General features: G+C 71.7%; 18 protein-coding genes. 12 read left to right on the forward strand and 6 right to left on the reverse strand.

The window, feature by feature from the left end:
* The first annotated feature begins 62 nt into the window (after positions 1-62).
* Entirely contained in the window at positions 63-536 is a 474-nt protein-coding gene (gene aac(6') / locus EV284_RS18865; protein WP_130335621.1) for an aminoglycoside 6'-N-acetyltransferase, read from the forward strand.
* 23 nt (positions 537-559) lie between these two features.
* On the opposite strand, the gene EV284_RS18870 is transcribed toward aac(6'), so the two are convergent.
* Complete coding sequence (locus EV284_RS18870) at positions 560-1453, reverse strand: alpha/beta hydrolase (protein ID WP_130335623.1); 894 nt, start codon at positions 1451-1453, stop codon at positions 560-562.
* 100 nt (positions 1454-1553) lie between these two features.
* Here EV284_RS18870 and EV284_RS18875 point away from each other — a divergent pair, with 100 nt between their 5' ends.
* The 4 genes from EV284_RS18875 (at position 1554) to EV284_RS18890 (ending at position 6024) form a co-directional block, all read left to right on the forward strand.
* Positions 1554-2033 carry a CGNR zinc finger domain-containing protein gene (locus EV284_RS18875; RefSeq protein ID WP_130335625.1) on the forward strand — a complete coding sequence of 160 codons (480 nt, stop codon included), beginning with the start codon at positions 1554-1556 and terminating at the stop codon, positions 2031-2033.
* Positions 2034-2338: 305 nt separating this feature from the next.
* Entirely contained in the window at positions 2339-3445 is a 1107-nt protein-coding gene (locus tag EV284_RS18880; protein ID WP_130335627.1) for a hypothetical protein, read from the forward strand.
* A complete protein-coding gene (locus EV284_RS18885; RefSeq protein WP_130335629.1) occupies positions 3442-4848 on the forward strand; it encodes a hypothetical protein in 1407 nt (468 codons plus the stop codon). The genes EV284_RS18880 and EV284_RS18885 overlap by 4 nt, the downstream gene beginning before the upstream one ends.
* Before the next feature lie 105 nt (positions 4849-4953).
* Positions 4954-6024, forward strand: a complete 1071-nt coding sequence (locus tag EV284_RS18890; protein ID WP_130335631.1) for a glycoside hydrolase family 43 protein — start codon at positions 4954-4956, stop codon at positions 6022-6024.
* 42 nt (positions 6025-6066) lie between these two features.
* Here EV284_RS18890 and EV284_RS18895 read toward each other — a convergent pair whose 3' ends face one another.
* Positions 6067-7494: a sugar porter family MFS transporter gene (locus EV284_RS18895; protein WP_130335633.1), complete on the reverse strand. Its 1428-nt coding sequence runs from the start codon at positions 7492-7494 to the stop codon at positions 6067-6069.
* Positions 7491-8543 carry a zinc-dependent alcohol dehydrogenase family protein gene (locus tag EV284_RS18900; RefSeq protein WP_130335635.1) on the reverse strand — a complete coding sequence of 351 codons (1053 nt, stop codon included), beginning with the start codon at positions 8541-8543 and terminating at the stop codon, positions 7491-7493. Before EV284_RS18900 ends, EV284_RS18895 begins: the two co-directional genes overlap by 4 nt.
* Positions 8544-8757: 214 nt before the next feature.
* Here EV284_RS18900 and EV284_RS18905 point away from each other — a divergent pair, with 214 nt between their 5' ends.
* The 3 genes from EV284_RS18905 (at position 8758) to EV284_RS18915 (ending at position 11131) form a co-directional block, all read left to right on the forward strand.
* Positions 8758-9771: a LacI family DNA-binding transcriptional regulator gene (locus EV284_RS18905; RefSeq protein WP_130335637.1), complete on the forward strand. Its 1014-nt coding sequence runs from the start codon at positions 8758-8760 to the stop codon at positions 9769-9771.
* Between the two features lie 66 nt (positions 9772-9837).
* Positions 9838-10788: a carbohydrate kinase gene (locus EV284_RS18910; protein ID WP_130335639.1), complete on the forward strand. Its 951-nt coding sequence runs from the start codon at positions 9838-9840 to the stop codon at positions 10786-10788.
* A gap of 67 nt (positions 10789-10855) precedes the next feature.
* Positions 10856-11131, forward strand: coding sequence for a hypothetical protein (locus EV284_RS18915; protein ID WP_242625722.1), 276 nt, complete (start codon positions 10856-10858; stop codon positions 11129-11131).
* Positions 11132-11209: 78 nt separating this feature from the next.
* Here EV284_RS18915 and EV284_RS18920 read toward each other — a convergent pair whose 3' ends face one another.
* Together EV284_RS18920 and EV284_RS18925 are read right to left on the reverse strand one after the other, a co-directional pair.
* The gene (locus EV284_RS18920) at positions 11210-11446 is read right to left on the reverse strand and encodes a hypothetical protein (RefSeq protein ID WP_030803808.1); all 237 of its coding nucleotides are present in this window, start codon (positions 11444-11446) and stop codon (positions 11210-11212) included.
* Positions 11447-11602: 156 nt separating this feature from the next.
* Positions 11603-14218 carry an excinuclease ABC subunit UvrA gene (locus tag EV284_RS18925; RefSeq protein ID WP_130335643.1) on the reverse strand — a complete coding sequence of 872 codons (2616 nt, stop codon included), beginning with the start codon at positions 14216-14218 and terminating at the stop codon, positions 11603-11605.
* 219 nt (positions 14219-14437) lie between these two features.
* On the opposite strand from EV284_RS18925, the gene EV284_RS18930 reads away from it, so the two are divergent.
* The 4 genes from EV284_RS18930 to EV284_RS18945 all read left to right on the forward strand — a co-directional run bounded on the left by EV284_RS18930 (position 14438) and on the right by EV284_RS18945 (position 18819).
* Positions 14438-16354 (forward strand): N-acetylmuramoyl-L-alanine amidase, encoded by a 1917-nt coding sequence (locus tag EV284_RS18930; RefSeq protein ID WP_130335645.1) that lies wholly within the window; start codon positions 14438-14440, stop codon positions 16352-16354.
* A gap of 368 nt (positions 16355-16722) precedes the next feature.
* A complete protein-coding gene (locus EV284_RS18935; RefSeq protein WP_130335647.1) occupies positions 16723-17643 on the forward strand; it encodes an alpha/beta hydrolase in 921 nt (306 codons plus the stop codon).
* Positions 17644-17790: 147 nt separating this feature from the next.
* A complete protein-coding gene (locus tag EV284_RS18940) occupies positions 17791-18195 on the forward strand; it encodes a hypothetical protein (RefSeq protein ID WP_165425606.1) in 405 nt (134 codons plus the stop codon).
* 90 nt (positions 18196-18285) lie between these two features.
* Positions 18286-18819, forward strand: coding sequence for a pyridoxamine 5'-phosphate oxidase family protein (locus EV284_RS18945; protein WP_130335649.1), 534 nt, complete (start codon positions 18286-18288; stop codon positions 18817-18819).
* A gap of 3 nt (positions 18820-18822) precedes the next feature.
* On the opposite strand, the gene EV284_RS18950 is transcribed toward EV284_RS18945, so the two are convergent.
* Positions 18823-19542: a TetR/AcrR family transcriptional regulator gene (locus tag EV284_RS18950; protein ID WP_130335651.1), complete on the reverse strand. Its 720-nt coding sequence runs from the start codon at positions 19540-19542 to the stop codon at positions 18823-18825.
* Between the last annotated feature and the right edge of the window lie 35 nt (positions 19543-19577).

A 19577-nucleotide genomic window follows, 5' to 3' on the forward strand; every position in this document is an offset into this window, starting at 1 on the left:
CATGCCGGGCTATGTTCGCGTTCCGAGTCCGCGCCCCGGGGCGGCCGGGTTCAAATGAACCTATGGAACTGCGCGGTAGCAGGGTGGTGTTGAGACCGGTGGCCGAGGGCGACGTCGCGGTTCTCGAGCGGATCGTGCGGGAACCGGAGGTCGCTGTGTGGTGGCCTCCTCCGGAGACCTACACGGGCATGCTCGCCGTCGTACTCGACGGAGCCGTCATCGGCGCCATCCAGTTCCATGAAGAGAACGACCCCGAGTACCGCCATGCCGGTATTGACATCTTCCTGACGGCGCGGCAGCACGGCCGGGGCCTCGGTACGGACGCGGTGCGCACACTGGCCCGGTACTTGGTGACGGAACGCGGGCACCACCGGCTGACCATCGACCCCGCCGCGGCCAACACCGCGGCGATCCGCTGTTACGGCAAGGTCGGGTTCAGACCCGTCGGAGTCATGCGCGCCTACGAACTCGACCACCGCACCGGCCTGTGGCGTGACGGCCTGCTGATGGACCTGCTCGCGGCCGAGCTTGTCTGATGTTCCCGGCTGCCGTCAGGTGCTCACCCTCGGCCGCTGCCGCCTGGCGGCACCCCCAGTACCCGGCCGAGGAAGCCGCGCAGATGCCCTGCGACGACATCGAGGTGGCTCTCGAGCAGGAAGTGGCCGCCGTCGATCAGGTGTACCTCCGCGTCCTTGGCGTCGCGGGCGAACGCTTCCGCGCCGGCTGGCCCGAAGATCTCGTCGTTGCGCCCCCACACGGCGAGCACCGGGACCTCGCTGGTGCGCAGGAAGTCGTGCAGCGGCGGATAGAGCGGGCGGTTGTTGCCGTAGTCGCGGAACAGGGCGAGCTGAACCTCGTCGTTGCCCGCGCGGGAGACCAGGGCGAAGTCGTGCTCCCAGGTGTCCGGGCTGACCACGCTCGGGTCGGGGACGCCGTGCAGATACTGCCAGCGGATGGCGTCGCGGCTCAGCGCGGTGCGTACGGCGGGTTCGGTGTCCGGGCCGGGGTTCGCCCCGTAGGCCCAGACGTCGGTCCAGAACGACTCGACGAAACCGTCCTCGTAACCGTTGCCGTTCTGGGTGACGAGGGCGGAGATCCGCTCGGGGTTCTTGAGGGCGAGGCGCCAGCCGACGGGAGCGCCGTAGTCCTGGACGTAGAGGGCGTAGCGGTCCAGGCCCAGGTGGTCGAGCAGGTGGGAGGTGATCTCGGCGAGGGCGTCGAAGGTGTAGGCGAAGTCCGCTGCGTCCGGGGCGTCGGAGAGGCCGAAGCCGAGGTGGTCCGGCGCGATGACATGGTAGTCGTCGGCCAGCAGCGGGATGAGCTCGCGGAACATGAACGAGCTGGTCGGGTAGCCGTGCAGCAGGACGATCGCGGGAGCGTCGGCAGGCCCGGCCTCGCGGTAGAAGATCTCGTGGCCGTCGATGAGGGCGGTCCGGTGGTGCACCGAGTTCATGTCTAACCCCTTCAGGTGCGTTATCCGGTTATCTCTGGCCACGCAAGCATGCTTCCACTAACCTGTCAAGCGCTTCGATGTGGTTAGAGGGGAGTGTCTGATGAATACGCTGCTCGACCTGCTCAACAGCAGGCCGCTGGTCGACGGCAGGGAACAGGACGTCCTCGCCGATCCGGCCGAAGGCCGACGCTGGGCGCGGGAGCGCGGTGGCGACGGCAGTACCGCGGAGCTGGCGCTGCTGCGTGAGACGCGCGACGTCCTCCGGGACATCGTGGGCGCAGAGCGCTCGCCTGAGGCGCTGCAGCCGCTGCTCGAGGAGGTCCAGCGGGTTCCGGAGGCCACTGCGGAGGGTCTTCGGTGGACGCTCAGGACCGCCCCGCACGCCCGGCTGGCCGTCGAGGTGATCCTTGCCTGGGCCGATACCGAGGAGCGCATGCCCGGCCGGCTGCGACCGTGTGCCAACACCGACTGCCGGCTGTTCCTGCTCGACCGCAGCCGCGCCAACCGGGCCCGTTGGTGCTCCATGGCCGTCTGCGGCAACCGTGAGAAGGCGCGACGTCACTACGAACGCACCCGCTGACGGACACCCCTCCAGAGTTCGTCGCGCCAGAAGTCCTGCGTCTCGGCCGCGACCCGCACCGCGAGCCCTTCGAGCGGCTCGATGAGCGCCACCACCCGCACGAGTGTCCGAGGTGGCCGCCGCCGAGGCGTTCGCGGTCGACCTGATCCCGTACAACCTTCACGTCGTGATCCGAGTCGCATGCGGTGAGCAAGCGTCCGGTACCGGCCCCGGAGAAGTCGGTCCACCGGCGTTCCATGACGTTCGGAGGATCTGTGCCAGGTGGAACAACGCGTACCGGGGGGTGGCGAGCCGGGTCGGCCGCCTTGGCGGCCGGCCTGCTGCTGACGCTGGGCACGGCGCATCCTGCCGTCGCGGAGGAGGACGGGCTCCGCTTCGACGAGGCGATCGAAAAGATCACCACGAAGGCCGGGAGCTCGTACGACCTGTCCGGGGGGATCACCAACGGCACCGACCGGACGCTCGACACCGTGTACCTGCGGATCGACCTCGACCGCTCCTTCTCCCTCACCAGCGAGTACCGCAATTGCCGGTACGCCACGGCGGACGCGACGCTCCGGGTGAACCGCGTGGTCTGCCGGCTCGATGGCCCGGTACGGCCCGGCCGGTCCTACGACCTGGACCTCGGCGGCGTCCTGATCGGTCCGGCGGCCCGGGACGGACGCATCTCCTACCGCGTGACCGCCGACCGGAGTGATGCCGCGACCCCACCATCGGCGCGCCGCGGCGCCGGGAAGGTGCTCGAGTTGATGGAGCGCGACCGTGTCGAGGGCCGCATACGGCCGGAGCCGGCGGACCCGCTGGCCCCGGCGTCCACCGCCGTCGAGATCGGCACGCTCCACGACCTGGCGGTCAACGCGGTGGCCCTGCGTGGCAAGCCGGGTGACCTGGTGAAGGGCGACTTCTTCTTCGTGAACAACGGTCCCACGAGCGTGGGCGCTGTCTTCGACGACGAGGAGGACAACGAGACGGCGGTCGTGGCCCGACTGACGCTGCCGCCGGCGCTGAAGGTCGTGAAGGCTCCCCGTAACTGCCAGGGCGAGCGGAGTGAGGCCAAGGGCAGGAGCGGACCGGTTGTCACCAGGTACGCGTGTTGGCAGCAGCGCACGGACAAGAGATCGACCATGACGCCAGGGCAGTTCGAGCACTTCCCGTTCACGTTCCGTATCGACGGGACGGACGACACGCCCGGGAGGATCGCGATGCCGGACCGCCGCGACTTCAAGGACGGAGACGGTGACCTGTCCAACAACTCCGCGGCCATCACGGTCGACATCGTGGGCGCCCCGACGGCCTCCTCCACGGTGCGGGCCGTCGGCTCCCTCCTCGCCGCGGTCCTGGCGCTGGGCGGGGGCGTTCTGTGGCTGCGGCGTCGTGCCAGGGCCGCCCGCACGGCGGGGGGCGACCGATGAACCGGAGGCTGAGGAATCTCCCGCACGTGTTCCTGGCCGCCTGCGCCCTGCTGGGTACCGGACCCGCCGCCATCGCCGACACCGAGCGGCCGGAGGGCTCGAATCGTTCCCTCGCCGTCGTCGTCAGATCGTCGATCATCATGCAGGCGGCCAACCATCCGGGATATACCGAAGACGTCTGGGTGTCCAACCTGGGACGACGGGACATCACCGATGTCTCCGTGACCATCGACGCCTCCGCGCTGGGAAACGTCTCGGACGACGTGGACGTGCCCTGCGACCCCGACGGCGACCTGGTGGGCGAGTGCCGCGGCATCGGGCCCGTGCGGTCCGGTGTGCCCGTGAAGATCGGAGACGTGCGGACGGGCGGTCTGAAGGCCTCCGCCGTCGGCACGTACCAGATGGTGCGGATAGCCGCCACGACCGGGGACGGCCCGCCGGTCACGAACCGCTTCACGGTGGCTGTCGACGAGACCGGCCCCGAGTTCGACCGTGGGGCTCCGAAGCGGGTCCGCCCCGCCCCCGGAGAGACGATGCCGTTGCCCGGCGGCTTCACCAACTACTCCCGTAGCACCCTCGAAGCCGTCAGGGTCTCTCTCACACTGTCGCAGGGCCTGTCCCTCACCGAGCGATTCCGCAACTGTGTATGGCAGCCCGACGTGGAGACCGGCACCACGCGCGTCGAGTGCAAGCTGAAGGGCCCGTTCGCTCCGTACGCCTCCTACGACTTCGACTTCGGCGCGCTCCGGATCGGCGCCCACGCGATGTACGAGGACATCGGCTACCGGGTGCGCGAGATGCCGGCCGGGGCGCCACCGGGTGAGATCCAGCGGGAGAACGATGAGCAGGGCGACGGGCCGAACGAGCTGACCGCCGTGCCCCGCACCGGCGCCACCACCTCCCTGCGCCCGGACGACGTCGCATACGACCTTTCCAGCACGGTCGACGTGCGGAACACTGCGGACTTCGTCGTCGGTGGGGCCACCGTGCGCGGCCGTCCCGGAGACGTCGTGCCGGTGGAGCTCACCGTCCGCAACCTCGGTCCGGGAGAGAGGGACGAGAGGCCCGAGGAGCAGACCGGCAATGCGGGAGCGTTGTGGTTCTCCGTTCCCTCCGGGGTGACAGTGGTGCACGCGCCGCCCCACTGTGTCGCATACGAGAAGAGCCGTCCCGCCTCCGGCCTCAAGGGCTTCATGGGACTCGGCAAGCCCAAGGGCCGTGGCTACAGTTGCGGCCACCAGGCCGGTCCTCAATTCCAGGTCGGACATGTGGAACGACAGCGTTTCGAGCTCCGCATCGACAAGCCCGCAAAGTCGAGCACCGGCTATGTGACGACGATGTACCGGGTCCGGGACCCCCGTCTGCGGAACAACACGGCACGGGTCGAGGTGAAGGTTCCCTAGTAGGGGCCCATGCCGCCTCGGGCGAGCTCAACGGCCGGGACATCCGGGGGCCTTGAGGCGGCAGGAGGGCTGGGCAGTGCCCTTGCATCGATGTAGAAGACCCGCATGAAACCATTTCGCAGCCTCCAAGCTGCCCTCGTGGTCACGGTGCTGGCCGTCCTCGCCGCGCTGCTGTCGGTCTCCGCCGCCGGACCGGCCACGGCGGAGCAGACGTCGATGCGGGCGGCCGACCCGAGTGTCATCAGGGTGGGCTCCACCTACATATCGGCGCAGTCCACCGGTGCGGGGATCGCGGTACGGCAGGCGTCCTCCACCGCCGGGCTCGCCTCCGCGCCCGCCCGGCAGGTGTGGTCGGACACCCAGGGGCGCGGGGAGGTGTGGGCGCCGGAACTGACCACGGACGGCGGGCGCTACTACATCTACTTCACCGCCGGACGGGGCGCGGCGCACCGGATGTACGTCATCAGCTCCGCCGTCCCCGACAGCGGCTACGGCGGCGAGACCCGGCTCGCGCTCCCGGACGACAAGTGGGCCATCGACGGCACGATGTTCACCTTCAACGGGCAGCGCTGGTTCGTCTGGTCGGGCTGGGCCGGGGACACCAACGTCGAGCAGAACCTCTACATCGCCCGGATGAGCAGTCCCACCACACCTACCGGCGCCCGGTACGTCATCTCCCAGCCGCGGGAGAGCTGGGAGCGGGTGGTCGGCAACCCGTACATCAACGAGGCGCCCGAGGCGATCCGGGACCCCAACGGGCAACTCCACATCGTCTACTCGGCCAACGGCAGCTGGAGCGACCAGTACTGCCTGGCCGACCTGCGGCTGCGGGCCGGCGGCGATCCGACGTACGTGTGGGACTGGTACAAGTCCAACGGCTGCCTCTTCGGCTCCAACCGCTCGACCATGATGGCCGGCTGGGACCCGACGCTGTACGTCAATGGTCCCGGCCACCACACGTTCGTCCTGCTCAACGGGGACATCGCCACCAGTCCGCCGGCCGGGCCGCGCTTCCCGCTGATGTTCCACGCGGTGGCCAAGGGCACGCCCTACTCCTGGGACAACCGGTACTGGTACACCGGGTCGTTCGCGTGGTGGGGCGACACCACATATCGGCGCGCCAACGTGCCCGGACCCACCTCGGACACCGGGTGGGGGCTGAAGTTCTTCGAGTAGTGAGCCTCCGGGGCCCGGCGCGACGCCGGGCCCCGGATCCGTTCAGCCCACCGACACCGTCGAGGGGGCCGGCTTTGGAGCCTCGTCGCCGCGACGCAGCAGGTCCCGTTCGATCTGCTCCAGCGTCCGCCCCCGCGTCTCCGGCAGCAGCTTCCTGACGAAGACGCCGGAGGCCAGGGTCGTCACGGCGAAGATCACGAAGTTGGCGCCCGCGCCCCACGCGTGCAGGAGGGAGGGGAAGACCAGCGCCACGGTCATGTTGAACAGCCAGTTGAACACCACGCACACGCCCACCGCGCCCGCGCGGATGCGGGTCGGGAACAGCTCGGGCAGCATCACCCACTGCACCGGTCCCCACGACATGGCGAACGCGGCCACGTACAGCGCCACGCCGAAGAGCGTCAGCGGGGCGAGCAGCGAGCCGTCGCCGAGCGGCGTGAGGTTCACGGCGGCCAGCACGACCATGCCGGCGCACATCCCGGCCGAGCCCCACAGCAGCAGGGGCCGGCGCCCGCGGCGGTCGATCAGGCGCATCGCCGGGAGGGTCATCAGCATGTTGACCACGCCGACGCCGACGTTGGCGAGGATCGCGCCGTTGTCCCCGAAGCCGATGCTGGTCAGCAGCGTCGGGGCGTAGTAGATGATCGTGTTGATGCCGCCGAAGTTCTGGAAGAACACCAGCAGCAGGCCGACGAGCAGCATGGGCCGGAGCCTGGGGGAGAGCAGGTCGCGCAGCGTCAGCCGCCGTGTCTCGGCGCGCTCCTCCTCCAGCGTCCGCTCGATGTCGAGCAGTTCGGCGCGGGCCACCTCGCCGTCACCCCGCAGACGGGTCAGCACCTCGCGTGCGTCGTCCCGGCGGCCGTGTCCCACCAGCCAGCGGGGGCTCTCGGGCTGGGTGAGGATGCCGAGCGCGAGGACCGCCGCCGGGAGCACGCCGAGCCCGATCATCCAGCGCCAGGCGTGCGCCGGGGCCAGAGCGTAGTCGGTGAGGTAGGCCAGGAAGATGCCCACCGTCACCAGGAGCTGCATGAGGGAGGCGAGCCCTCCGCGCACCTCCACCGGCGCCAGCTCGGTCAGGTACAGCGGCACCACGACCGAGGCGATGCCGACGCCCACTCCGATCAGCATCCGCGCCCCGATGAGCAGCGACGCCTCGGAGGAGAGGGCCGCGCCCACCGTGCCGACGATGAAGACGAGCGCGGCGCCCAGGATCAGACGGCGCCTGCCCCAGGCGTCGGAGAGTTTTCCGGCCAGCCCGGCGCCCGCCATCGCGCCGACCAGCAGCCCCGAGACGACCAGACCCTCCAGCAGCGGGGAGAGGGCGATGTCCCGGCGGATGAACAGCATCGCGCCGGAGATCACCCCCGTGTCGTACCCCCACAGGATGCCGCCGAGGGCGCCGAACACCCAGATCAGGGCGTTGCGCACTCGTGGGCGCCGCTCGGGTGCCGCCTCCGGCGGGCCGCTCACGAGGCGGGGTCCGTGAGCGCGGCCGCCGAACGGATCGCCGCCGTTCGCGGGTCGTCCGCCTGCGGGGCGAGGTGGATCTTCTGTCCGGTGCCGGCGCGGAAGAGGCTGACCGCCTCGTCGAAGCTCTCCAGCGGAAGCACGTCGCTGACCAGCGGGTCCAGGTCCAGACCCCCCGCGAGGATCTCCACGGCGGGCTGGAACCCGTTGTGCACCGCCATGGAGCCGATGATGTCGATCTCGCGGTTGTAGACCATGAAGGGCGAGAAGGTGGCCCGCCGGGCCGGGTCGGCGACCCCGAACTGGAGGAAGGTACCCCCCTTGCGGACCCGGCCGAGGCCGTCCTCGATGGCCGCGATGACACCGGTGGCGTCGATGACGACCTCGAAGCCGTGCTCCCGGCCCAGTTCCTCGGCGTTCGTGGCCGTGGCGTCCGCGCCCATGCGCCGGGCCAGCTCCAGGCGGCGGACGTTGGGGTCGACCACGGACACGGAGGCCGCGCCCGCGTTGCCGACCAGGGCCGCCATCATCAGGCCCATGGTTCCGGCGCCGTAGACGAGGTAGTGCTCGCCCGGCCGCCGGGGGAGCCGGCTCAGACCGTGGACGGCGCAGGAGAGCGGCTCGACCAGTCCGGCCGCGGCCTCGGACAGGGAGTCGGGCAGGACGTGGCAGCGGGCGGCGGGGACGGCCACGTACTCGGCGAAGCCGCCGTTGCGGGTGACGCCGACCGCCGTGTAGTGCTCGCAGAGGTTGCCGCGGCCGATCCGGCAGTAATGGCAGGCGCCGCAGGGGGTGTTGGGGTCGACGGCGACGCGCCGGCCGACAGCCGGGAAGAGCACGTCCTTGCCGGTCTCCACCACGACACCCGTCAGCTCGTGGCCGGGGATCAGCGGGTAGGGCACGGACGGCAGCTCGCCGCCCAGGATGTGCATGTCCGTCCCGCACAGGCCGCAGGAGCTGACGCGGACCACCACCTCCGAGGGACCGGGACTCGGATCGGGTATGACGGCCGGCTCGGCGCTTCCCGGCTGGGTGACCACGACAGCGCGCATGGCGCCTCCTCACAGCGGTGTGCGGACGGATGTCCGAAGACGTCGCGAAACCTAATCCGCGCGTAAGCGTTTGCGCAAACGCTTACGTGTGACATTTGATAGGTCCTTGGCATCTCATGGACGGACGAGCCGGCCTCCCCCCGGTCCGCTCGGCCCCGGCCGGCTCCCGTGCGGGCGGGCGGACACGCGGCACGGGGCACACGAAGGAGAACCGATGCGGACGATGGCCGACGTGGCGAGACACGCGGGTGTCTCGGTGGCCACGGTCTCCCACGTGCTCAACGCCACACGCCCGGTCCGCCCCGCGACCCGCGACGCGGTGCTGCGCGCCATCGACGAGCTGGGCTACATCCACAACACCCTGGCCCGCTCCCTGGTCACCTCCCGCACCCGCTCGGTCGGGCTCGCCGTCTCGGCGATCAGCAACCCGTACTTCACCGAGATCCTCCAGGGCGTCGAGGCCGAGGCCCTCGCCACCGGCTACGGTCTCCTCATCGCCGACCCGCACGACGACCCCGCCCACGAGCTGAGCGTGGTCCGCATGCTCCACGAGCGCCGGGTGGACGGCGTGATCGTCGCCCCGTCCGCCGAACCGTCCGCGCTGCTCGCCTACCTGGACCGGGCCGACATCCCGGTGGTCTTCCTGGACCGCCTCGTCGACGAGGCCGAGGAACCCGCGTACGACCAGGTGTGCGCCGACGGCGTCGCACCCGTGCGGGAGCTGGTCGGGCACCTGGCCTCGCTCGGGCACCGCCGGATCGCCATGGTGGCCGGACTCGCCGGACTGAGCACCACCGGCGAACGCGTCGACGGGTACCGTCAGGGCCTGGACGCGGCCGGTCTGCCCTTCGACCCCGGCCTGCTCGCCCACGGACACTCCGCCTCCGACGGTGCCCGCCTCGCCACCGAGCGCCTGCTCGCCGCACCCGCACCCCCCACCGCCGTGATCGCGGCCAACAACGCGATGACCATCGGCGCGCTCCAGGCGCTCCGCGACGCGGGCCCGCGCATCCCGGAGGACATCGCGCTCGTCAGCTTCGACGACTTCGAATGGGCCGACCTCTTCTCGCCCAGCCTCACGGCCGTACGCCAGCCGAGCCGCGACCTCGGCAGGCTGGCGCTGCGCCTGCTCCTGGAGCGGCTCGACGCGCCCGACCGCCCGGCGAGGACCGTCCGGCTGCCCTGCACCCTCGTCCACCGCACGTCCTGCGGCTGCCCGCCGGACTGACCTTCCGGCTCTCCACCGGCCCACTTCGCCCCGCCGCACCACGGCTCACCGAAAGGAAACAGCACAGTGATCGTCGTCGCCGGCGAGGCACTCATCGACCTCGTGCCCGCCCCCGCCGCCTCCGATCCGGCGACCGCCCTGCCGCCGCTCCTCCCGCGGCGCGGCGGCGGCCCGTACAACGCGGCCGTCGCCCTGGGTCGCCTCGGCTCCCCGACGGCGTTCTGCTCGCGGGTGTCCACCGACGCCTTCGGCACCGCCCTGCTGTCGGGGCTGCGGGACGCCGGTGTCGACACCGCGCTGGTGCAGCGGGGCCCCGAGCCCACCACGCTGGCCGTCGCCGACGTGGGCAGCGACGGTTCGGCCGGCTACGGCTTCTACACCGAGGGCACCGCCGACCGGCTGTTCGCCCTCCCGCCCGCGCTTCCGGACGGCGTCACCGCCCTCTCCGTCGGCACCTGCTCGCTGGTGCTGGAGCCCGGCGCGAGCGCGTACGAGGCGCTGCTGGAGCGGGAGTCGGCGCGCGGGGTGTTCACCGCCCTCGACCCCAACATCCGGGCCGGACTGATCGTGGACGCCGGCGCCTACCGGGAGCGGTTCCTGTCCTGGCTGCCGCACGTGGCCCTGCTGAAGCTGTCGGTGGAGGACGCCGCGTGGCTCGCGGACATCGGTTCCGGGGAGGCCCTGGACGTCCACCTGTCCGCGTGGCTGGAGCGCGGCCCGGCGGCGATCGTCCTCACCCGGGGCGGCGACGGACTGAGCGTGTGGAGCCGGGGCGCGGGCCGGGTGAGCGTGCCGGGTACACCGGTCACGGTGGCCGACACCATCGGGGCGGGCGACACGGTCAACGCGGCCCTGCTGCACCGGCTGCGCGAGATCGACGCGCTGAGCCACGCGACCGTCGCGGGTCTGGACGCCGAGGTCTGGCGTGACGTGCTCGGCTTCGCCGCCCGCGCGGCCGCCCTGACCTGTTCCCGCCCCGGCGCCGAACCGCCGTACGCCTGGGAGCTGTCGGCCTGAACAGGGCTTCGCCCGCGCGTAGTTGCCGATTTCCTGCCGGGCCTCCGGTCCGTTTATGATCTTGATCGTGACCGCGCAGAACCCCGGCAAGACGCCGTCCCGTAAGCAGCGCCTCCAGGAGAGGCAGCGTCGTCAGCTCGCCGTCGTCGACACGGTCGACAAGGCCGAGGTGAAGGTGCGCAAGGCGGAGACCGAGCTGGCCATGGCGGTCGTGGAGGCGGTGGAGGTCTTCGGGGACGAGGACGCCGCCTCCCAGGGGCTCGACATGCCCGTGGAGACCCTCCGCCGGTTCATCGACCTGGCGGTGACCGCGCGGGCGGCGGCCGACGGGGACGGCGCGTAACTTCGCTGTCCGCGCGCCGAGATGGACGCCGCGTGACGGGCGGCGTCCACCTCGGCGCGTGTTTTCGGCCGGAACCGCTCAGTGGCCCTTGCGCCTGCGGTCCTGTTCGAGGTCGCTGCCGGCCACGGACCGGTCGTCCTCGGAGATGTTCTGGTCGTCCAGGAGCTGGCCCGCCTCCGAGCCGACACGCTTGCTGGTGTGGTGGCCGCGCTCGGTGTCCGACAGGGCGCTGGCCGCGACCGAGCGCTCTTCCGGCGTGGCGTTCGGGTCGCTCATGATGCGTGCGGCCTCTGATGCGTCCATCTTGCCCGTCATGATCGCTCACCTTCCGTGGCGGGGAACGTCCTGCCCGCACCCCTCGGTTGGCAGCCCCGCGGACGCGCTGCGGCACTCGCGCGGCTACGGCCGTATCCATGCTACCGACAATCATCAGATATGCCGACAAATAAGGACAAGCCTCGGCCTCGCGGGTCAGCGGGCCAGGAGCCGGCGCCCCAGGTGGTCGGCGGTGGGCGTGCCGCCCGCCCGGGCCACGTCCTCGGGCCGGCCCTCGGCGACGACGCGGCCCCCGTCGTCCCCCGCGCCCGGACCGAGGTCCACGACCCAGTCCGCGGCGGCGACCGTGCGCAGGTCGTGCTCCACCACGACGACCGTGTTCCCGGCGTCCACCAGGCGCTGCAACTGCCCGATCAGCAGGTCCACGTCCGCCGGGTGCAGTCCCGTGGTCGGCTCGTCCAGCAGGTAGAGACTGTGGCCGCGCGGCGCCCGGTGCAGCTCGCTCACCAGCTTGATGCGCTGGGCCTCGCCCCCGGAGAGGGTCGTGGCACTCTGACCCAGCGTCAGATAGCCCAGTCCGATGTCGGAGAGCAGCTTGAGGATGCGGGCGGCGGGCTGCACATCGGCGAGGAAGTCCCGCGCCTCCTCCACACTCATCGCCAGCACGTCGGCGATGGTCTTGTCCCGGTAACGCACCATCAGCGTGCCGGGGTTGTAGCGCGCGCCCGCGCAGACCGGGCAGGGGGAGGTCTCCGTGGGTAGGAAGAGGAGTTCGATGCTGACGACTCCGTCGCCCAGGCAGTGCGGGCAGCGGCCCTGGGGCACGTTGAACGAGAACCGGCTGGCCGTGTAGCCGAGTTCGCGCGCGGTCGGCTGGGCGGCGAACAGCTTGCGGACGCTGTCGAAAAGGCCGGTGTAGGTGGCGAGATTGGAGCGCGGGGTACGTCCGATGGGCTTCTGGTCCACGACCACCAGGCGGTCGATGTGCTCGAGTCCCGCACTGGAGCGCACCGTCACCCGGTCCTCCGTCAGGTCCCAGACCGGCACCCCGGCCTCCTCCTCGTCGGCGGTCTCCACCGAGGCGGGGCCGCGGGCGATGTCCTCGGCCATCTCGTCGGCGTGCAGATGATCGCGGACCGTCTCCGCGAGCGCGCGCCGGACCAGGGTCGACTTACCTGACCCGGAGACGCCGGTGACCGCCGTGAGCGTGCCGAGCGGGAAACTCGCGTCCACGTCACGGAGGTTGTGGCCCGTGACCCCGTCCAGGCGCAGCCATCCCGCCGGCCGGCGCGGCTCCTTCGGCCCCGGCACCGTGGGCGCGTCGGGCGGGAGATACCGGGCGGTCACCGACTCCGGGGCGTCGCTCAGCCCTTCGGCGGGCCCGTTGTACAGGACCTCGCCGCCGTGCCGGCCGGCGCCCGGACCCATGTCGACGATCCAGTCGGCCGAGGTGAGGACCTGCGCGTTGTGCTCCACCACGAAGACGCTGTTCCCGGCCCCCTTAAGCCGTCGCAGCGCGGTGAGCAGCAGTTCCGTGTCGGCGGCGTGCAGCCCGGCCGAGGGCTCGTCCAGCACGTACAGCACGCCGAACAGACCGCTGCGGAGCTGGGTGGCCATGTGCAGCCGCTGCAGCTCGCCGCTGGAGAGGGTGGAGGTCGCGCGCCCGGTGGCGAGGTAGCCGAGGCCCAGGTCGGTCAGCGTGCCGAGCTGGTCCTTCAGGCCGCCGATCAGGGCGTGCGCGGCCTGCCTGCGCTCGGCCGGCAGGGCCAGGGTGTCGGGGTGGTCGCGGGCCGACTCCAGGAAGGCCGCGAGCTGGCTGAGCGGCATCGAGGTGGCCACCGAGATGTCCTGCCCGGCGATGGTCACCGCCAGCGCCTCCGGGTTCAGCCGCTTGCCGTGGCAGGTCGGGCAGATCTCCTCGGCCATGAACGAGGCGGCCTTCGCCCGCAGATGCGCCGCCTTGGAGGTGGCGAACGTGTGCAGCACCCACTTGCGGGGGCTCATGTAGATGCCCTGGTACGAGCGCTGCACCCGGTGCGCGTCCCGGACCGGGTGCACGGTGACCGTCGGCTGCTCGTCCGTGGTCAGCAGCCACTCGCGCCGGGCGGCGGGCAGCTCGCGGAAGGGTACGTCGATGTCGATGCCCAGCTCGGCGAGGATGTCCCGGTAGTTCTTGCCCTGCCAGGCACCCGGCCAGGCCGCGATCGCGCCCTCCCGGATGCTCAGGGAGTCGTCACCCACGAGCTTGCTCTCGTCGACGCTGTGCAGCCGCCCCAGGCCGGAGCAGGTCGGGCAGGCGCCCACGGCGGTGTTCGGCGAGAAGCTGTCCGAGTCCAGCGGCGCGGCGTCGCGCGGGAACGTTCCGGCGAGGTCCTCCGGCGTCCGTCCGGCCGGATAGGTGCCGGCGCGGGAGTACAGCATGCGCAGCACGTTGGAGATCCGGCTCACGGTGCCCACCGTCGAACGGGTGCTGCCTCCGCTGTGCTGCTGGCGCAGCGCCACGGCGGGCGGCAGACCGGTGATCGAGCCGACCCTGGGGGCCGCGCCCTGGTCGATGAGCCGTCTGGCGTACGGCGCGACGGACTCCAGGTAGCGCTGCTGGGCCTCCGCGTAGATCGTGGCGAAAGCGAGCGAGGATTTGCCGGACCCCGACACTCCGGTGAAGGCCACGACCTGGTCACGGGGTACGTCCACATCGACATGCCGCAGATTGTGTTCGTCGGCACCACGAACCCTGATCAGGCCGTCCTGGCCGGTGTCCGGGAGAGTGGCGGGCGTCGGCGCGGGCGTCGCTCGTGGGGGTGGAGCCATGGGCAAAACCTAGCCTGACCGGCCGGACCGTGCCGCGAGCGCCTGGTGATCGGGTGATGCCGTGGCGCCGCCGCGGGACTGGTCGCGCAGGTGAGTTCCATGGCCATACGATTCGAACACCGTTGACACGCAAAGGAATTGACGCTCGAAACGAAGGGCGGCAATGCGATGACGAATGCCTTCTTACCCTTACCTGGTCGCCATGGAGCGCGGAAACGAATGAAGAAGAGAACCACGGAGAACGCCGCCCGAAAGCCTGCCGTACGGCGTCGGCTGCTCGGTCTGGCCGCAGCGGGCGCGCTGACGGCGGGAGCCCTGACCGGCCTGGTGCCCGCCCCCGCCCGGGCCGCCGCCCCCGCGCCTGCGGAGCCCGGAGCGCGCCAGCACGCCTTCGCGGCCGCGGCCGCCGAATACCACGTACCCGTACAGGTGTTGCTCGCCGTCTCCTACCAGGAGTCGGCGTGGGAGGATCACGCCGGCCGGGTGAGCACCAGCGGCGGCTACGGGCCGATGCACCTCACCGACGTCACTCCCGCCATGCTGGCCTCCGGCCCGGCCGGAGCGGTCGGCCGGGCGGGCCTCGCCGACCTGGCGAAGGACCCCGCCCTGCACACCCTGCGCGCGGCCGCCGAGCTCACCGGGGTGTCCGCGGTCACGCTGCGCGAGGACCCCGCCGCCAACATCGCGGGCGGGGCCGCGCTGCTCGCCTCCTACCAGAAGCCCGTACGCGGCACCCTCCCGGCGGACCCCGGCCAGTGGTACGGCGCGGTGGCCCGTTACAGCGGCTCCGGCCAGAAGCGCACCGCGGCGGCCTTCGCCGACCGGGTCTTCGCCACCCTCCGCGCCGGCGCCGCCCGCACCACCTCCGACGGGCAGCGCGTGTCGATGGCGGCCGACGGCGACGTCCGTCCCGTCAAGGGGCAGTGGGCCGGTGCCGTGACGGCCACCGCCACCGAGTGCCCGTCCGACGTCACCTGCACCTTCGTGCCGGCGGCGGCGTCCAACGGGCAGGTCGCCGACCGGCCCGCGGGCGGTGTCCGGATCGACACGATCGTCCTCCACGACACCGAGTCGTCGTACCAGTCCGCCATCTCCACGTTCCAGACCCCGGGCGGCAGTTCCGCGCACTATGTGATGCGCTCCTCGGACGGCGCGGTGACCCAGATGGTGCCGACCAAGGACGTCGCCTACCACGCGGGCAACTACTCGACGAACCTGCACTCCATCGGCATCGAGCACGAGGGCTACGCCGCGCACGGCGCCACCTGGTACACCGAGTCCCAGTACCAGGCCACGGCGTCCCTGGTGCGCTACCTCGCCGACCGCTTCGGCATACCGCTGGACCGGGAGCACGTCATCGGCCACGACGACGTGGCGGGCCCCAGCTCCAGCCTGATCGCCGGCATGCACTGGGACCCGGGCACCGCCTGGGACTGGGAGCACTTCATGAGCCTGCTCGGCGCCCCGGTGACCGGGGAGCACGGGGTCGGCCCGGTCGGCTCCGCGGTGACGATCGCGCCGGGCTTCGCCGGCAACCGGCAGACCGTCCAGATCTGCCCCGGGGACGACCCCACCGGCGCCACCCCCTCCTGCGTCCGCGAGCAGCGGGCCGCCGACTTCGTGTATCTGCGCACCGCGCCCGACGCCACCGCCCCGCTCTTCGGCGACCAGGCCATCCACAAGGGCGCCGAGGGCACCGACCGGATCAGCGACTGGGGCTCCACCGCGCAGGCGGGCCAGCAGTTCGTGGTGGCCGGCGCCGAGGGCGACTGGACCGCCATCTGGTACAGCGGCACCAAGGTCTGGTTCCACAACCCGGCCGGCGCCAACACCACGCCCGCGTTCGGCGTCACCCTGGTCTCCGCCGCGGGCACCAGCCCGGTCCCGGTCTACGGCTCCAGCTACCCCGACCCGTCCGAGTACCCGGCGGGGCTGTCCCCCTCCACCCAGGCGGCGCTCGGCTATTACACCGTCCCCGCCGGTCAGGCGTACGTCGCCACCCGGCCGCCGGCCAACACCGACGACTACTTCTCCTCCGGGGCGGTCGTGGTCGGCGCCAGGAAGATGTACACCATCCAGTACAACCACCGGGTCGCCCTGGTCTACTCCTCGGCGGTGACCGCCACCGACGTCTGACCCCGGCCCAGCCGCTGACACCGGGCACCCGAGGCGCGCGGGCGGTACCGGCTCAGCGGCTGGGCGCACCCCGACTCCGGTCGGGGGCAACCGGGCCGGAGGACCCGGGCGGGCTCGGCCACCGCCGGGTCGTGTCCCCGCCGGAGCGGACGGAAACAGGTCGACGGCCTCCCGCGTCGCGGCCACCAGCCGGGGGAGTGCCGGTGACGGACCCGGGGCGCCTGGCGGCAACCGCCGCGCCGGCCTCAGCGGGCGGTTGTCGAGCCGCTGGTGGCCGATGTGACGGCGCATCCGGGCGTCGGAGGAGGAGGGCGTCCGCGCCGGCTCCGGGGGGAGCTCCATGGCCGCTCCCGTGGCAGGATTCACGCATGCCGAATGTCGTCGTGTCGCCCGAGGTGTCCATCGAGTACGAGACTTTCGGCGACCCCGCGAACCCGCCCGTCCTGCTCGTGATGGGTCTCGGTGGCCAGTTGCTCGCCTGGCACGAGGACTTCTGCCGGGCGCTGGCGGACCGCGGCCGGTACGTGATCCGTTACGACAACCGCGACTGCGGACTGTCCACCACATTCGACGAGCACCCCGTCGACGTGGGCCAACTCGTCGCCGCCCTCAGCTCGGGCGACATTCCCGCCGCCCTCGCGATGGTCCCCTACCGGCTCCGCGACATGGCCGCCGACGGACTCGGCCTGCTCACCGCGCTCGGCATCGAACGCGCCCACGTGGTCGGCACCTCGATGGGCGGGATGATCGCCCAGACGATGGCCCTCTCCTCCCCGGAGCGGGTGCTGACCCTGACGTCGATGATGTCCTCGACCGGCGAGACCGAGTACGGCCGGTCGAGCCCGGAGGCCCAGGCGACCGTGTCCAGCCCGAAACCGGCGGACCGCGAGGGATACGTCGCGGCGGCGGAGAAGGAGCTGGTGTGGGCCTCCAAGCGCTACGGCGACGCCGCGGCGCTGCGTGAGCTGGCCGCCGCGAGCTACGACCGCTCGTACCGCCCCGCGGGGGTGGGCCGGCAGCTCGGCGCGATGATCCTCAGCGGTCCACGCGCGGACGCACTCCGCGGACTGCGGGTACCGACGTTGGTGATCCACGGCCTGGACGACACGCTGATCGACCCCAGCGGCGGGAAGCGCACCGCGGAGCTCGTGCCCGGTGCGGAGCTCCTGCTGATCCCCGACATGGGCCACGACCGCCCCCGGGAGCTCTGGCCAGACCTCATCGACGCCCTGGTGTCCCACACCGGCCGGAACCCCGGTGACGATCAGACGCCGTACCCCCGGCCCTAGTCGGAGGACGACGCCGGGCCCCTGCGGCACCGCCACGGCCCTTCGCCGCGGCATCGGGCTCGGCGGATGACCGCTACCGGTGCCGCCGGTACGGTGGCCACGTCGTTCGCCAGGCACACCTTCGGACCACACCACCAGGAGGACCCGGTGCCGCACCCGCGACCGCTCGGCCCCGAGGAGAAGCTCGCCGACGCGAAGCAGGCGATGGTCCTGCCGCGTATCGTCGTGATCTGCGGCTCCACCCGCTTCATGACCGAGATGAACGAGGCCGAGCTGCGGGAGACCGAAGCCGGGAGGATCGTCGTCAAGCCGGGCTGTGACATGAAGACGCCGCACGAACTCTGGTCCGACCCCGCCGATGCCGAGGCGCTCAAGGCCCGGCTCGACGACCTGCACCGGGCGAAGATCCGGCTCGCCGACGAGGTGCTCGTGGTCGGCGGCTACATCGGAGAGAGCACCCGGGCCGAAATCGCCTACGCCCGTTCGCTGGGCAGGCCCGTGCGCTTCACGCACCCGGAGGTCGAAGCGTCGGCCCCGACTGTCGAGCCCTGACCGCCGCCGAGTCCGCTGATCCCCCCACGCGCTTGCGGCGACCAACACCGGCTCTGCCTCGTTACCCCTGGCATACGGAAGGAGTCCCTCATGCCCACCACCGAACTCGACGCCCGCTACAGCTCCGCCATCCACCCCCGCCCCGGCGCGGAGAACGCCGCCCCCACCCCCTGGCCGGAGGCCCGACGCCACCTTGAGGACGCCGAGATCTTCTGGGTCTCCACCGTGCGCCCCGACGGAAGGCCGCACGTCACCCCCGTCATCGCCGCCTGGCACGGCGGGGTGCTGTACTTCTCCACCGGGCCGGAGGAGCAGAAGGCGAAGAACCTCGCCAGGAACGCGCACTGCGCGCTGACCACCGGCCGGAACTCCCTCGGCGAAGGGCTCGACCTGATCGTCGAGGGAACGGCGGAGCAGGTCACCGACCCGGCGAGGGTGGAGGAGGTGATCGCCGCGTACGAGGCGAAGTACGGTGCGCACATCACCTCGCCCGAAGGCACCTTCCACGGCATCGGAGACGCGTTCCGCACCGGGCGAGCCGTGGTGTTCGCCGTGGAACCCGACACGGCGTACGGCTTCGGCCGGGAGGGTGGCCTCTTCACCCACACGCGGTGGACGTTCTGAGCGTCAGGACAGGCGGTCGAGCCACTCCCGCAGGAGTTGCCGCTCCGCCCCGCTGAGGACGGTCTGCTCCGGCAGGGCGGCGCGCAGCGCACGGGCCGCTCCCGCCGGACCGCTGTCCCGTACCGCCGGTTCCGGGTCGGTCACGGCGCTGGTCATGGCGTCGCGGAGCGTGGTCAGCAGGGCGGGGTTGCGGGCTTCCTCTGGGAGGGACAGCCAGGTCAGGGCCGCACCCCGCCCCGTGGCGTGGATGATCTGCACCGCGAGGTCCTCGTCCACCCGGAGCCAGCCGCCGAGGGCGAGCCGGTGCACCCGTTCCCTCAGCATCCGCATCCCGGTCCGGAAGGCCGCCGACGTGGCCCGGCTGGGCTCGCTGTACATCAGGGTGTAGAGCGCGGGGTTGTCCACGGCGAACTCCACCGCCAGATCCCAACCCGCGCGCAGGCCCTCGATCGGGTCCTCCGGCTCGGGTGCCCCGTGCTTGGTGGCCAGGAACGCCTGGAAGCCGTGCTCGGCCACCGCGTCCAGCAGACCGTCCTTGTCACCGAAGAGGCGGTAGATCGCCGGTGGCTGCAACCCCGCCGCGGCCGCGACGGCGCGGGTCGTCACCGCCTCACGGCCCTCCCGCTCCAGCAGGCCGATCGCCGCCTCGACGACCCGCTGCCGCGTCTTCTCCCGGCCCGCGGGCTCCTCGGTCACTGTGCCCTCAGGCGCGCCACTCTGCATGTTCCAACGGTACCCGCCGGGCGATAACCCCGAAA

Origin of the sequence: Streptomyces sp. BK022 (genome assembly GCF_004217355.1) — a bacterium.
Taxonomy (GTDB): domain Bacteria; phylum Actinomycetota; class Actinomycetes; order Streptomycetales; family Streptomycetaceae; genus Streptomyces; species Streptomyces griseoluteus.